15 protein-coding genes are annotated in these 15,471 nt (G+C 38.5%); 10 read left to right on the top strand and 5 right to left on the bottom strand.

Annotation, left to right across the window (positions count from 1 at the left end; all coding sequences use genetic code 11):
* The first annotated feature begins 109 nt into the window (after positions 1-109).
* Positions 110-1,402, top strand: coding sequence for an MFS transporter (locus IX38_RS04360; protein ID WP_034702112.1), 1,293 nt, complete (start codon positions 110-112; stop codon positions 1,400-1,402).
* 55 nt (positions 1,403-1,457) lie between these two features.
* Here IX38_RS04360 and IX38_RS04355 read toward each other — a convergent pair whose 3' ends face one another.
* Positions 1,458-1,670, bottom strand: coding sequence for a hypothetical protein (locus IX38_RS04355; protein ID WP_034702111.1), 213 nt, complete (start codon positions 1,668-1,670; stop codon positions 1,458-1,460).
* Positions 1,671-2,304: 634 nt separating this feature from the next.
* On the opposite strand from IX38_RS04355, the gene IX38_RS04350 reads away from it, so the two are divergent.
* From IX38_RS04350 to IX38_RS04335, 4 genes are all read left to right on the top strand, one after another.
* The gene (locus tag IX38_RS04350) at positions 2,305-3,156 is read left to right on the top strand and encodes an alpha/beta fold hydrolase (protein ID WP_034702108.1); all 852 of its coding nucleotides are present in this window, start codon (positions 2,305-2,307) and stop codon (positions 3,154-3,156) included.
* Positions 3,156-3,626: an RNA polymerase sigma factor gene (locus IX38_RS04345; protein WP_034702107.1), complete on the top strand. Its 471-nt coding sequence runs from the start codon at positions 3,156-3,158 to the stop codon at positions 3,624-3,626. The genes IX38_RS04350 and IX38_RS04345 overlap by 1 nt, the downstream gene beginning before the upstream one ends.
* Complete coding sequence (locus IX38_RS04340; RefSeq protein WP_034702105.1) at positions 3,616-4,206, top strand: hypothetical protein; 591 nt, start codon at positions 3,616-3,618, stop codon at positions 4,204-4,206. Before IX38_RS04345 ends, IX38_RS04340 begins: the two co-directional genes overlap by 11 nt.
* Positions 4,207-4,726: 520 nt before the next feature.
* Positions 4,727-6,505 (top strand): M43 family zinc metalloprotease, encoded by a 1,779-nt coding sequence (locus tag IX38_RS04335; protein WP_034702103.1) that lies wholly within the window; start codon positions 4,727-4,729, stop codon positions 6,503-6,505.
* A 65-nt stretch (positions 6,506-6,570) separates the two neighbouring features.
* On the opposite strand, the gene IX38_RS04330 is transcribed toward IX38_RS04335, so the two are convergent.
* The 3 genes from IX38_RS04330 to truA all read right to left on the bottom strand — a co-directional run bounded on the left by IX38_RS04330 (position 6,571) and on the right by truA (position 9,750).
* A complete protein-coding gene (locus IX38_RS04330; protein WP_034702101.1) occupies positions 6,571-8,331 on the bottom strand; it encodes an ABC transporter ATP-binding protein in 1,761 nt (586 codons plus the stop codon).
* A gap of 247 nt (positions 8,332-8,578) precedes the next feature.
* A complete protein-coding gene (locus IX38_RS04325; RefSeq protein ID WP_034702098.1) occupies positions 8,579-8,920 on the bottom strand; it encodes a hypothetical protein in 342 nt (113 codons plus the stop codon).
* A 74-nt stretch (positions 8,921-8,994) separates the two neighbouring features.
* Positions 8,995-9,750: a tRNA pseudouridine(38-40) synthase TruA gene (gene truA / locus IX38_RS04320; RefSeq protein ID WP_228377907.1), complete on the bottom strand. Its 756-nt coding sequence runs from the start codon at positions 9,748-9,750 to the stop codon at positions 8,995-8,997.
* Between the two features lie 88 nt (positions 9,751-9,838).
* Between truA and lpxK the strand changes: the two genes are divergently transcribed.
* From lpxK to IX38_RS04300, 4 genes are all read left to right on the top strand, one after another.
* Positions 9,839-10,864, top strand: coding sequence for a tetraacyldisaccharide 4'-kinase (gene lpxK, locus IX38_RS04315; RefSeq protein ID WP_034702093.1), 1,026 nt, complete (start codon positions 9,839-9,841; stop codon positions 10,862-10,864).
* A complete protein-coding gene (locus tag IX38_RS04310) occupies positions 10,848-11,663 on the top strand; it encodes a purine-nucleoside phosphorylase (RefSeq protein ID WP_034702092.1) in 816 nt (271 codons plus the stop codon). The genes lpxK and IX38_RS04310 overlap by 17 nt, the downstream gene beginning before the upstream one ends.
* A 103-nt stretch (positions 11,664-11,766) precedes the next feature.
* Positions 11,767-12,282: a TlpA family protein disulfide reductase gene (locus IX38_RS04305; RefSeq protein WP_034702090.1), complete on the top strand. Its 516-nt coding sequence runs from the start codon at positions 11,767-11,769 to the stop codon at positions 12,280-12,282.
* Positions 12,282-12,737, top strand: coding sequence for a GNAT family N-acetyltransferase (locus IX38_RS04300; RefSeq protein WP_185097672.1), 456 nt, complete (start codon positions 12,282-12,284; stop codon positions 12,735-12,737). The genes IX38_RS04305 and IX38_RS04300 overlap by 1 nt, the downstream gene beginning before the upstream one ends.
* 152 nt (positions 12,738-12,889) lie before the next feature.
* Here the strand turns inward: IX38_RS04300 and IX38_RS04295 are convergent, their stop codons facing one another.
* Positions 12,890-14,062 carry a hypothetical protein gene (locus IX38_RS04295; RefSeq protein WP_051884471.1) on the bottom strand — a complete coding sequence of 391 codons (1,173 nt, stop codon included), beginning with the start codon at positions 14,060-14,062 and terminating at the stop codon, positions 12,890-12,892.
* 310 nt (positions 14,063-14,372) lie between these two features.
* On the opposite strand from IX38_RS04295, the gene dinB reads away from it, so the two are divergent.
* Complete coding sequence (gene dinB, locus IX38_RS04290; RefSeq protein WP_034702085.1) at positions 14,373-15,467, top strand: DNA polymerase IV; 1,095 nt, start codon at positions 14,373-14,375, stop codon at positions 15,465-15,467.
* The last annotated feature ends 4 nt before the right edge of the window (positions 15,468-15,471 follow it).

Raw genomic sequence — 15,471 nt, 5'->3', positions numbered from 1 at the left:
AAATGATATTTAACCTTACAAAACCGTTCTTTTTAAGGACGGTTTATTTTTTAGCAAAATTTGTATCTTGGTTATCGCAAAAAACGCTCATTGCATATAAGCCAAATCTATGAATTCATCATCTATCACCACTGCCCAAAGAATTAAGGCCATTGTAGGCGGATCTATCGGAAATCTTGTTGAGTGGTACGACTGGTATGCTTATGCCGCTTTTGCTATTTATTTTTCTCATTCATTTTTTCCGGATTCGGATCTTAATGCCCAGCTGATGAATACGGCGGGAATCTTTGCCGTAGGATTTTTGATGAGGCCGATCGGCGGCTGGATATTCGGAAGTATTGCCGATAAGGTCGGGAGAAAAAAAGCAATGACTCTTTCCGTACTGCTGATGTCTTTCGGCTCACTTCTTATTGCCCTTACCCCAACCTATAAGACTATCGGAATCCTGGCGCCTGCATTACTGCTCATTGCCAGGTTATTACAAGGACTGAGTGTCGGCGGGGAATATGGTGTTTCGGCCACTTACCTCAGCGAAATGGCATCAGAAAAGCGCAGAGGCTTTTATTCAAGCTTTCAATATGTAACCCTTATAGGCGGACAGCTGATTGCATTGGGAATCCAGTTGATTCTGCAGAAACTTCTTTTAACGGAAACCCAGCTTGAAGAATGGGGCTGGAGAATCCCTTTTGTGATCGGAGCACTGCTTTCTGTGATTGCCCTGTATTTAAGAGCCAATCTTCACGAGACCGAAGCATTTGAAAATAAAAAAGAGGTCAGTGAAAAGAAAAAAGGAACAGTAACAGAACTTCTCAAACATCCCAAAGCTTTGATTACTGTAATAGGCCTCACTTTGGGCGGAACCCTGGCGTTCTATACATACACAACCTATATGCAGAAATTTTTAGTCAATACCGTTCATCTTACCAAAGAGCAGTCGACCTTGATTTCATTTATCTCATTATTTATATTTGCCTGCCTGCAGCCTGTTTTCGGGGCATTATCCGATAAGATAGGAAGAAGACCTCTGCTTTTAGGTTTTGGAATTCTCGGCACCGTGTTTACCGTTCCCCTTCTTACAGCTTTAAGCACAACCACCTCGATGTGGACTGCATTTTTCCTCATCATGGCCGCCCTGATTATTGTCAGCGGTTATACGTCAATTAATGCTGTTGTAAAAGCAGAACTTTTCCCTTCAGAGATCAGAGCGCTGGGAGTGGGACTTCCTTATGCACTTACGGTAGCTATTTTTGGAGGAACGGCGGAATATATTGCCCTTTGGTTCAAACAGGCCGGAACAGAGCAATATTTCTACTGGTATATTACCGGATGTATTTTATTTTCCCTGATCGTTTATGCCGGAATGAAGGACACCAAAGAGACCTCCACACTGGATAAGGATTAATAAATAGTACTGCAATAGAAAGCGCCGCAGATTCTCTGCGGCGCCCCGTTATATTTTAATGGTAAGCCTTTTTAAATTTCTCCACCATACTGTCCAGATTATGACGCTGGACATACACACTTTTCACTTCCTGATATCTCGGTGACTTATAAAAAACCTCATGGAAATCCATGCTTCCGTTTCCCACCTTCACTACTTTCTGTACATCGATATTCAGTTTTTTCAGCTCATCCTTAAAGACTTTAAATTCATCTTGTATATTACTCATTTGTATTTTGGGTTTTAATTTTAAAAAAATAATTTTACACCTTATACCCTCCAATTTTCAGGGGCATGCTTTAAATTTGTAATAAAAATAGTGAATTTTTTAATATAATCACAAGTCAAACGTCATTTTTTTACTCAATTTGATGATTTTATAAGAATTTTACATTTTTTGAGAATGATGAAAATAAATTAAAGCCACTAAAATTGCATAGAAAACAGCGTTAAAAAGCCTATTAATTCAGGAAAAACAATCAAAAAAAACAAACTTTCTTTTGAATCGGATAAACCACTGAAATATGATGCTTTACATCAATATGGTTAGGGAAATTGATGAAAAATTTGCTGGAATGGCGCGATGTGGCAACGATTTTTTATTTTATCGCGTTTTGAAGAACAGGAAAATTAAAATTTTCAGCAAAAAGAAGAAAAAGATTGATGATGATTTGTGATTTAAAATTGCTATTTCATAAGATTATTGCATTTCTTGAAATGACAGTGGATAATCAACAATTTCAAAATAATAAACCTCTACCCTATTACATTTAAACATAATTTCATAAAATAATTTAAAACATTCTGTAACATTTTAAAAAATCTGGTCTCTAAAAGACAGATTCACATTAAAATTTTATACAATGAAAAACTACAAAATCTTCCTTATCCTGGTATTAGTTTTTGCAACGGTATGCAATATATTTGGACAAACAAAAACCTATCCTTTTGAAGTAAAAAAGACCGGAAAAGGCAAACAGTCTATCATCTTTATCCCTGGGTTTGCTTCTTCCGGAGAGGTGTGGAATGAAACCGTAACCCAATTTGATAAAAAATTTTCGTGTTATGTACTAACAATGAAAGGATTTGCCGGAGTAAAACCATTGGCAGATGCCAATTTTAAAGACTGGGAAAAAGGAATTGCTGATTATATAAAGGATCAGAAAATTGAAAAACCGATTATCATCGGACATAGTATGGGAGGAGGTCTGGCCATGGCATTAGCTGCAGATTATCCTGAACTGGTTTCCAAAATAGTTGTTGTAGATGCTCTTCCGTGTCTGGCTGCGCTGTCGGATCCCAATTTTAAATCTAAAGAGAATAATGACTGTACCTCAACCATCAATACATTGAAAGCAATGAGTGATGAACAGTTTAAACAAATGCAAACGGCTACTATACCCCGTCTTGTAGCCAATCCATCGATGCAGGAAACGGTAGTTGGCTGGAGTATGAAGTCTGACAGGATAACATTTGCAAAGATGTACTGTGATTTCTCCAATACAGACCTTAGGGAAAAAATACAGACTATTCAATGTCCTTCCCTTATCCTGCTGGAATCTTATTTTGTAAATTTCAAGTCTGCTATTGAAAGTCAATATAAAAATTTAAAAAGTGCAGATATGAGATATGCTTCAAAAGGGCTTCATTTTATTATGTATGACGACAAAGAATGGTACTTTGAACAGTTAAATAACTTTTTATCACCCCAATAATGGTATTTGAAGATATATATGAACTGTACTGGCAGAAGATATTCCGTTTGTGCATGGGATATGTAAACGATTCTGAACTGGCACAGGATCTCGCACAGGAAACATTCATTATTGTTTGGCGACAGCTTCCAAAATTCAGGAATGAATCAAGTATTGGAACATGGATCTTTAGAATTGCTTCGAATAACTGTTTAAAGCGGATCGAAAAGGAGAAAAGATTTATGAAAGCAGAGTTTCCCGTTCATCTCGAAGAAAAAAAGCAGGAATCTATTGAACCGCAGATCCAGATGCTCTATCAGTTTATTTCTGAGCTGCCTGAAACAGACCGTATCATTATTTCTCTGGAACTGGAAGAAGTAAAGCAGGCAGAAATTGCCGGTATCGTGGGACTGTCTGAAGCTAATATACGGGTAAGGATTCACAGGATAAAAGAAAAATTAACAAAAAGATTCAAAGAAAATGGCTACTAATATAGATTTTAAAAACCTCTGGAAACAACAGACTGTAGAGAAACCCAGCATAGAAGAACTGCTGGGAAGGTTGAAAAAATTCAAAAAAGAAAATATACGTAAATTAATCACTACCAATATTTTGCTGATTGTAACCAGCGTATTGATAGGACTGATCTGGTACCACTATCAACCTCAACTGGCTACAACTAAAATTGGGATTGTATTGGTCATTCTGGCCATGGTTATTTTCCTTTTCGCTTACAACCAATTGTTTATGAACTTTTATAAACTTGACAGCACCCAGACGAATGCTGAATACTTAAACAGCCTGTATTCCCTGAAGAACAAACAGAAATTTATGCAGACCACCATGCTGAATCTATACTTCATTATGCTGTTCGCCGGAATAAGTCTGTATATGTATGAATATGCTTCAAGAATGAAAATGATATATGCAGTTACTGCCTATGGACTCACTTTTTTGTGGATAGCCTTCAACTGGTTTTATTTAAGGCCGAAAACCATCAAGAAACAACAGGCAAAACTTAATGGATTAATTAATAAATTTGAAGAAATTAATGATCAATTGAAAGATTAACTTCCGGCTGGCATTAAAGCTTATTTTACGACTATTATCAGCAATCTAAAGGATGGAATGCATCAACAATTTACTGGATGAAGATTACAGAATTACCGTCCTCCACATTTCGGAAAAGCTTTGTAAAAAACAAAAGCAAGACTGGGAAGTGACGCTGAAAAAGTAAAGTGGATCGTCTCTGACATTACAGAATTTGAAACCGATGAAACCTAAGACATCTGGCATGACAGAGAAGCGTTTCATTTTTTTACCACTCCCGAACAGGTTTTAAAATATACCCGCACAACTGAAAAAAATATCACAGGCTTCATGATTATAGGAACGTTTTCCAAAAATGGCCCGACAAAGTGAAGTGGACTTGATATTCAACAGTCTGATACTGACATTTTTCATTTGCATACCCATTTATTAGGTTTTAGTATTTTTTTTAAATAAATTTAACCATTTAAGTATCAATATACTATAAAAATAAGCGATTTACTGTTTATTTTCAGCACAACACAACTTAAATACCCTATTTATGAAAAAACTATTACTAATCATCATTTCAGGATTAGCCTGTTCCAATTTTTATTCACAAAAGATTGAATTTCAAGAGTGCGGAACCGATGAATTGATGCGAAAACATTATGAAAAACATCCGGAACAGAAAGCTCAGGACGATGCTTTCAACCTGGAATTATCCAGGCTCATCAAAAGCGGAAAGTTAGCCAGCACATTAAACAAGAACCAGGTCTATGAAATTCCTGTTGTTGTTCATGTGGTAGGTGACGGAAGTGCCATTGGGACAGTCAATAACAAATCCGATGCTGATATTACAGCATGGATTAATTATACGAACGGGGTATTTTCCGGAAGCACATCCAGCGGTATGTCCGGAACCAGCGCCATACTGCCGGTAAGGTTGGTTTTTGCCAAAATAAACCCAGGCTGTAATCCCACCAACGGCATCAACAGGATCAATGCTTCCCATCTTCCGAAATACGTGAGTGGAGGGGTCAATAATGACAATACCACGAATGCCGTAACAGCTTCCGAAATTACTGCTTTGGGAATGTGGGATACCAGCAAGTATTATAATATCTATGTCGTTAAAAAACTGGCTTCCAATTCAGGAACCCTGAACGGATTTGCTTACTATCCGGGCGGCAGCAATGATTATTCTTTCATGTCCACAAGTGCTTCGGCAGTGAATGCACAGACTTTGGCTCATGAATTCGGGCATGCACTAGGCCTTCGCCACACGCATGAAGGCTACAATGAATCTACCGGAGCCTGTCCCACGAATGCAGACTGTACTCTTCAGGGCGACCTGGTATGTGATACTGAGCCTATGAAAAGCCTTTACCATTCGTCTGTTCCTTATACCTGCCAGACAGGGCAGATCAACCCATGTACCAGCCAGATATATGCAGGCGGTGAAAGAAATGTTATGGCTTACACGTTCTGCTTCAGGAATTTATTTACTCAGGGACAGTCTGACAGGGCGACGGCACAGCTTCTGCAATACAGACAGACGCTGATCAATTCTCCGACAGCCTCTTTAATTACAGCCAACAACAGCGCTGTTTTAACCACAGCCTGCGCTCCCACCTCTATAACGAATCCGGGAAACTTTAATATCGGAATTACTTCCGTGAAATTTGCTGACATTAATAACTACTCTGCCAATTATAAACAGGCTTCCAATAATTTCTATGAAAACTTTACGGGAAATTACTGTTCCGGCATTTCAAAAACTACCATTCCTTCCAATACCGCAACGGTACTTACGGTTACGCCGGGAACCAGCAATCCGCACATTATCAAAGCTTATATAGATTATAATAATGACGGACAGTTTAATGAAGCCACAGAGCTTGTGCTTAATCAGAGCGGGATCAGCAGCAGCTCCGTTGCCACCGCATCAGTAACTCCTCCTTCGGGTGCAGTAGCCAATACGCCGTTAAGAATGAGAGTGATCGGTGAATTTAACGGAACAGCTGTTACTGCCTGCTATACTCCAAAATACGGGCAGGTAGAAGATTATTCCGTGATCATTCAGAATCCTCTGGCTGTTGCAAATGTAAGCAAACCAGGCACCTCAGAGATCATCAGGGACGAGAGTTTTGTATGGGTAAAAAGTGATCTTAAGATCTCCACCGTTCATATCTATGATGCTTCGGGAAGACTTTTGACCAGCAGGGCAAATATAAAATCCTCTGAATTCAGATTCCCTGTCAATGAAAAAAATATCATTATCACCGTGACGGCAGTTTTGGAAAACGGGAAAGTGATCACTAGGAAATTAAAATTTTAAAGAACACGTTTCAAATACAAAAGAGAGCTCCAGGCTCTCTTTTGTATTTATGAAATCATACTGATCTATGATTTTTGCTTTTCTTCTTCCAGTTCCACCTCATTTCTCAGCTGGGCTTTGTAAAGTGTTGCGTAATATCCGTTGCGGTCAAGAAGCTCCAGGTGCTTTCCTTCTTCTACGATTTTACCATGCTCCATAACAATAATTTTATCTGCCTTTTCAATGGTAGAAAGTCTGTGGGCAATGATAATCGAGGTTCTGTTTTTGGTAATTTTTTCGGTTGCTCTCTGGATCAGTTTTTCACTTTCGTGGTCTATAGAAGAAGTGGCTTCGTCCAGAATCAGAATTTTAGGGTCTGACAGATAAGCTCTCAGAAAAGATAACAGCTGTCTCTGACCCAAGGAAATAGACGAACCTCTTTCGCTTACTACAAAATCATATCCTCCCGGAAGCTGCTCGATAAACTGGTCTACTTCAATTTCTTTTGCTCCTGCCTTTATTTTTTCTAAAGTAATACTTTCATCCCCAAAGGCAAGGTTTTCAAAAATGCTTCCGTGGAAAAGAAATACATCCTGCAGAACCACTCCGATATGTCTTCTCAAATTATAAAGCTCGTACTCTTTTAAATCTACATCATCAATTATAATCTTTCCGGAGTTAATATCATAAAGCCTTGTAATAAGACTGATAATAGTCGATTTCCCTGCACCGGTTGCTCCCACGATAGCTACTGTTTCTCCCGGATTCACTTTAAAATCAATTCCTTTCAGTACTTCCTGCTTGTCGTCGTAAGCAAAACGTACATTTTCGAATTCAATTTTACCGTCGAAGTGATCTTTCTTCACCGTTCCCGTATTCGGCATGGCGTAATCTTCATCCATGACACCCAATACCCTTTCTGCTCCTACAATACCTCTCTGGATATTGTTGAAACGGTCAGCAATCTGTCTTAACGGACGGATCAGCATCGAAATATACTGGATAAACGCAATAACAACCCCGGCACTGATTGTGATATAACCTCCGTAAAAAAGGATAAATCCTATAAATAAAGAAGATATAAGCTCTACTACCGGAAAGAATAATGAGAAAATAAATACGGTTCTCAACAGGGCTCCTTTCAGCGTGATATTAATATCATCAAACTTTTTAAATTCAGCTTCCTGTCTGTTAAAAACCTGGATAATTGACATCCCTGCCAGCCTTTCCTGAACGAAAGAGTTCTGATTGGCCGTCCATGTTCTTTCATCTCCGAAAGCTTTTTTCAGTCTTTTCTGAAAGAATCTGGTAATCAGAACCATTAAAGGCAGGATCGCTAATGTAATATAGCTCAAATGAACATTGGTACTGAACATCATCACCAGGACAAACACAATTCTCAGAATATCTCCGAAAACCATGAGAAAACCGTCTGTATAAACGGTAGCAATAGTTTCCACATCGCCTACAGCACGGGTTACAAGCTGCCCGATGGGCGTTTTGTCAAAAAATGAAGTTCTGAAATAGATCAGTTTTGCATACAGCCTTTCACGGATATCGCGGATAACATTCTGCGAAATAAAATTTGAAAAGTAAACTAAGAAAAAGTTTAAAACAGTTTCTGCAAAAACCAAACCTACCAGTATGTAGATATGCTTCATCATCAAAGCATTATCCCTCAGCTTGGTGATGTCATTATCCACCACCTCCATGGTAAGATAAGGTCTATAGGTAGAAACTACGGACAGTAATACGGAAATGATTAAAGTAAGGATGAACCAGGACCGGAATTTCATTCCTATAAAGAACAGCCTCTTAACAATCCCCCAGGTATCTTGTTTTTTCATTGTACGAGTTGAAGAAAGAATTTAAAATTCAATGCAAAAATAAGACTTTAAAATTTGAAAGCCTGTAGAAGCTCATCAAATCGTCATAGAAAATTTCAGATAAAGGTTATTTATAATATGAATATTTAAAGCCGGATTTTACCCATTTAAATATTTAATGGGCTTAAGACTGTTGGTTGAAATAGCCAATACCAGACACATCCGGTGACTTCAAGGGTCTCAGTGGGCTAATTTCTGTCACCCGCTTTTATAAATCCTTATCTCCTATTTTTTCAATTTCCAAAGAAGGTTTGGTAACTTGCTCTTTCACAAATTTCCTCTGAAGAAGGTGATAAACTCCATATACAGCAGCAATGGAAATGACCCAGCTGATGATATTAATGAGGGAGAATCCTGTGTAATCCACACCCTCTATAGAAGCCGGATCTGTAATTCCCTTATAAATCCCATACGAAAAGCCGAAGACCAGCTGAGTTCCCAAATACACAGCGATCGCTGAAAGTCCATAGTGCCATTTTGTTTTTCCGAATCTTTCCGCCAGCTGTGCATAGTACCTGTAGGCTCCTATAAGAATAAAAATTGATAACATATTTCGTGTTTTTTATGTATTAAACTTCAGGACTATCCTGATTGTATAAAAGTTGGAATGATAATTTTCCCGGTTTAGAATTCATACCCTACATCCACCAGAAACAATCCGTGTCCCGGAGCCGAAGTCCCTGCTGCATTGCGGTGCTTATCTTCAATAATTTTACGCAGATCATCCGGTTTTATTTTTCCGCTCCCTATCTCAACCATAGTTCCCACGATAGCGCGGACCATATTTCTGAGGAAACGGCTGGCTGAAACCGTAAACTTAAGTTCTGTTCCTTCCTGCTCCCACTCTGCCTTGTACATTTTGCAGATATTGGTTTTATTATCCGTCTTTAGCTTCGCAAAACTTGTAAAATCCTCATATTCAAACAGAATCTTACAGGCTTCATTCATTTTTCGAATATCCAGCGGTCTTTTCCAGTGCTGCCATGCCGATTCCTGGGTAAAAGGATTTTTCGCCAGGGAAATATAATATTCATAGGTTCTGTACGTAGCATCAAAACGGGCATGAAAATCATCTCTCACCTTAAAGATCCTCTTTACAGAAATATCAGGCGGTAAGAAACTGTTCAATTTATAAGGTAAATTCATTTCATCCACAGGTTGTTCCGTATCGAAATGGGCAAATATTTTTTTGGCATGAACGCCTGTATCCGTTCTTCCGGCACCTGTTGTTTTAATCTCTTCCCTCAATATCGTGGAAAGCGCTTTTTCCAGTTCTTCCTGTACGGTAACAGCATCCGGCTGTATCTGATAACCGAAATAGTTTTTCCCGTTGTAAGAAAATTCAATAAAGTATCTCAATGTAATATAATAACTCAACAAAAATACTTTAATTTAATGAAATATTTATTGAAAAGTCTTTGAGAATATTATACAAAATCCTTATGAAAATTCCTATTTTTGCAGACGTATGAAAAGATGGTACCTTTATCCTTTTTCCCTCGGTTATCATTTGGTAACGGGTATCCGAAACACAATGTATGATCTTGGAGTTTTCAGGACAACAAAATTCAATACCCCGATAATCAATGTCGGAAACCTTTCCGTGGGCGGAAGCGGAAAATCGCCTATGGTGATGTATCTTGCCCAGTATCTGTCCAAGCATTACAGGACAGGCGTTCTTTCACGCGGTTATGGCAGACTGACAAAAGGCTACGAAGTAACGAATTATGAAAGCAACTATAAAGTTGTAGGTGATGAAGCCATGCAGCTTTTTGAGCGTTTCAAAAACCGTTTCGTTATTGCCGTTTCAGAAGAAAGAGTTCCCGGAGCCAAAAAGGTTATTGAAGACATGGATCTTGATGTACTTGTTCTGGACGATGCCATGCAGCACAGAGCCATTAAAGCAGGATTCAATATTCTGATGACGGACTTTAATGATCCTTATTTTAAAGACCATCTTCTTCCGGCGGGCGACTTAAGAGAATCCAGACACGGATCCAAAAGAGCGGACATCATCATGGTCAGCAAATGTCCTGATGAGCTTACCGAAGAAACCAAACGCTATTATATTTCAAGGATAAGACCTTCTTATAACCAAAAAGTATTCTTTTCATCCATCGGTTATGACGAAAATGTATACGGAAGAGATAAAATGCTTCCGGACAATAACCTGAACTATTATGACATCCTTCTGATCACCGGAATTGCCAATCCGAAACCCCTACTGGAACATCTGGCTAAATTTTCCCAAAGGGTGAAACATCTAAAGTTCAGAGACCACCATAATTTTACGGATGATGATATCAAAAAGATCACCGAAGAATATAAAAAATTAGGTGAATATAAGCTGATCCTGACCACAGAGAAGGATTACGTACGCCTGAAAACTTTTGATTATCTTAGAGAAATTGTTTACTACTGGCCTATTAATGTCATCATTGATAAAAAGGAAGAATTCAACCAAATCATCTTAGATTATGTTAGAAAAAATTAAACAGACCGCCGATTTCATTAAAAATACCATCAAAGAAGTTCCTGACTTTGCCATTGTCTTAGGATCCGGGCTTGGAAAACTGCAGGATGAAGTAGAAGCGATTCATATTTTAGAGTATCCTGAAATCCCTAATTTCCCGCAAACCACTGTTGCCGGGCATGGCGGAAAATTAATCTACGGAATCCTTGAAGGAAAAAAAGTCCTGATGATGAGCGGACGTTTTCATTATTACGAAGGTCATTCTATGGAAACGGTAACCTTCCCGATACGGGTTTTCCATCTGTTAGGCATTAAAAACCTCATTCTATCCAATGCCTGTGGCGGCGTAAACCCTGCGTACAGTGTTGCGGATATTGTTATTTTAAAAGACCACATCAACATGATGCCTGAACATCCTCTCCGTGGTAAAAATATTGAATCATTCGGACCGCGTTTTGTGGATATGAGCGAGCCTTATAACAGGAAAATGATCGAAGCGGCTGAAAAAGCTGCTGCCGAAAACAATATTAAAATTCACCGGGGAGTTTATGTAGCTCTGCAGGGGCCGACTTTTGAAACGCCGGCAGAATACGGAATGATCAAAGCTATTGGCGGTGATATGGTAGGAATGAGTACCGTTCCTGAAGTAATTGTTGCCAGACATATGGGAATGGATGTTTTCTGTATTTCTGTGATCACAGATCTTGGCGGACCGGATATTGCCTTTGCCGTTTCCCACGAAGAAGTTCTGAATGCAGCCAATAAAGCCATGCCGAACGTAATTGCTGTGGTAAAAGGCCTGATCGGCAACTATCAGTAGATCTTTATAGAAATTTTCGATCTCATAAATTTTTCCTAATTCATAAGAAATCAATCTCCAATTGCGTTTCATTGTTTAGATTTGTATAAATGAAATTGAGAACATGAAAAAGTCAGCATTAATTCTTATGATCAGTGTTTTCGGACTGAGTTATGCACAGCAGCAAACGAAGGTACTTAAAACCAGTTTTTCCAAAGAAGCCCTGGCACAGAAACTGGAGGATGAGGAAGGAAAAAACATCACGATACAGCAGATTCTTGATCACCATAAAGGAAAAGTTTTAGTAATTGACTTCTGGGCCGGATGGTGCAGGGATTGCTTAAAAGCACTTCCAAAAGCTGAAGAACTTGAAAAAAATAATCCCAACATAGATTTCGTATTCCTTTCGCTGGAAAGATCAAAAGAAGGTTTTGACAAAAGCCTGGACAGATTCAATATGAAGGACAAAGATAATTACTGGTTTGCTACAGGCTGGAAGAATGATTTTAATAATTATATTGACCTGAACTGGATTCCTAGATATATGGTTGTAGACCAGAAGTCTTCCATCGCAAAATATTATGCCATTTCCCCTGAAGATCCTGAGATCCAGGAAACCATCAACCGTCTTTTAAAATAATGATGACAAGAGAAGCTACAGAACAGGATCTGGAGGTCCTTTTAGAATTTGAGCAGGGGATTGTTTCTGCTGAAAGGCCATTTAACAGCACTCTGCGTGATGGAGAGATTCATTATTATGATCTTCTTCAATTGATACAGTCTGAGGATTCTTTAGTACTGGTCACAGAAGAAAATAATGAAGTCATCGCATCAGGTTATGCCAGGATCAAAAAAACGGAAAACAATTATTCCGATTTTGATCAGTATGCCTATCTGGGGTTCATGTATGTAAAACCTGAACACAGAGGAAAGGGAGTGAACAAGCTGCTTCTGGACGAACTCATCCGATGGGCAAGAACCAAAGGCATTTCTGAAGTAAGACTTGATGTATATGCCCAAAACGAATCCGCTGTAAAAGCTTATGAAAAAGCAGGATTTGAATCGCTGCTCATTACGATGAGAATGAAAACATAATGAATCCAATTTCGGAATAAGGCTTTTCTCTTTTTAATGGTGTCAGGAAGATGGAAGAGGAAGCTATTACAGAGCATATCGAAATTAAATCTGAAAAAACGGAGCAGTACAAGCTGACACCCATTGAAATTGTGCAGGGTGCAAAATAAAATCTACATTAGGTATTTTTGCACATAAACCATCAGCATCTGCTTTTTGTAGTCATTCATTCCTTCAGATAAGAGTTCTATTTCTTTCCGGTACATTTTTTCATTTGCCATTTTCCGAAATTCTCTGGCGATCTCTAATCTTATTCTTTTTTTAAAGGAAAGATTCCCAAAAAGATCAAAATAAGAATCTATACGGGACTTATCCTTAACCCCATTCCAGGTGAATGCTGTAGCATCATCCGTATTTGTAAGTAATTTTTGGTAATATGCTATAGCCTGTTTCGATGTTATTTTACTTAAATACAGATCATATTTTATCCTAAAAAACTCCTTTTCTGCTGATGTGTCCTTTTGTAAATGCCCGAATGCATGATCAATAATTTTAGGATTCAGTTTATTAAGATTTGACTGCATGCCAAGTAAATTAAAAGATAATATAGCATAAGCATCTTCCGGCCTGAAATTTTCATTGATATCCTGCCTATTTATTTCACCGAATGAAGAAGGCTGTACAATGGAATATCCACTTTCCATGAGGTGTTTCTCAATATCATTTTTATGAAATGAACCGATGACTACCAAGATCGTATCTTTATCAGAGTAATTTTCCAACACTTTTTCAATCCGTTTGGCCTGCAGGAAAGTACGGTATAAAAACAGCCTTCGTGGAAAATCAGAGCTTGTTTTAGACGGATGCTTCGTATACCACTTTTCGATCTGCTCACTGTATACTTTGGAATCTGCAAAATAAATTCCATCTTCAAAGTCATTTTTTTCGGTAAAAACTGTAAATCCTAAAAAACCCTGATTACCTCTGGTGAATCTGGGAACCTCAAGATTCTTTATACCAAACGCAAGGTCCATATCCATTTCCTCTGGTAACCAATCAATTGGATGCAATGATTTCTTTATAGATTTTGCATAGGGAACGACCACATATTGCTGTTCGTATGTAAATTCGTAAAAATCATTTTTTGAAAATTCTTCAGGAGATCGTTCGATGCATATTGCAGCCGGATCAACTTTATTAATAAAGGCGCGTATTACCGCAGGCTGTTGATCAAAATTGATTAATTGTGTAGAATGACCTACACCTAAAACCACAACTTTGGGTTTCTGTGCATGAACTGAGAAAAATAAAAAAAAGAGGAAAACACTGAAAAGAAACTTACTCATTATAGTCATACTGATTATTGCTTAATTGAGCTAAATTACACAATAGCACTAAAATTAACAAACTAATGGACACATTGACAGCTAGTGAAAAAGTTAGGTAAAATGGGTGGTGATGGGAGTTAAGCGGTAGTTTTTATTTTTACTCAGAAAACTTACAGTGGTATACTCAAGTCTATCATCACCTGAAATTACTGACCAACAGTGACTCGAATCGCCAGCTTCCAGCTTCCAACCTCATAATCTTAATTTTCTGTCGGACTCAAATTAATTATAATTTAATTCAAAATAAATGAATCCATATCTTTGCGGTATGGATTCTTCTTTTCCCATCCGTAAGATTATTCATGTTGATATGGATGCATTTTATGCTTCTGTGGAACAGCATGACAATCCCTCGCTCAAGGGGAAACCTATTGCTGTAGGAGGAGAGCACCGTGGAGTGGTTGCGGCAGCGAGCTATGAAGCCAGGAAATACGGCGTTCGTTCTGCAATGCCCAGCAAAACAGCTAAGGAGAAATGCCCGCATATTATTTTTGTGCCTCCACGCTTTGCAAGGTATAAAGAAATATCACGTCAGATCCGGGAAATTTTCCATGAATATACCGACCTGGTAGAGCCTTTGTCCCTGGACGAAGCATACCTTGACGTCACCGAAAATAAAAAAGATATAGACTCTGCCAACCAGATTGCCAGAGAAATCCGTCAGAAAATATTTGAACAGACCGGGCTGACCGCTTCTGCAGGGATCTCTGTCAATAAATTCCTTGCGAAAGTAGCTTCTGACATTAATAAACCGAACGGCCAGAAAACCATTCATCCGGATAGAATTGAGGGCTTTCTTGAAGAGCTCCCGGTTGAAAAATTTTACGGCGTAGGAAAAGTTACGGCTAACAAAATGTTTAGTTTAGGGATTTATAAAGGAAAAGATTTAAAGAAAAAAACACTGGAAGAGCTGGTGAGACTTTTTGGAAAATCCGGAGGTTACTATTACAATGTAGTCCGCGGCATTCACAATTCTGAAGTAAAGCCGCACCGGATCCAGAAAAGTGTGGCTGTGGAGAGAACTTTTTTTGAAGACCTTTTTGATGACCAGGCGATCAATGAAAAGCTGGAACATCTGAGCCAGGAACTTCACCAGCGCCTGCAAAAGAATCATATTCTAGGAAGAGCATTAACTTTAAAAATTAAGTATAAGGATTTTTCTCTTTTTACCAGAAGCTTTACGAAGGATGACTATTTCACTTCCCCGGAGCAATATCTGAATACCGGGAAAAAGCTGTGGGAGCTAAGACCTTTTGATAAACCTGTAAGATTATTAGGCCTCTCCCTTTCCCACCTCAACACGGAAGAGAAAAAGCAGGTTTCCATTCAACTAAAAATCCCGTTTGAGGAATTTGAGAATTAAAAGG

This window comes from Chryseobacterium luteum, assembly GCF_000737785.1.
Classification (GTDB): Bacteria; Bacteroidota; Bacteroidia; order Flavobacteriales; family Weeksellaceae; genus Chryseobacterium; species Chryseobacterium luteum.
Note: the sequence above shows the minus strand (reverse complement) of the source record. Positions and strands in the feature narration are given on the sequence as shown.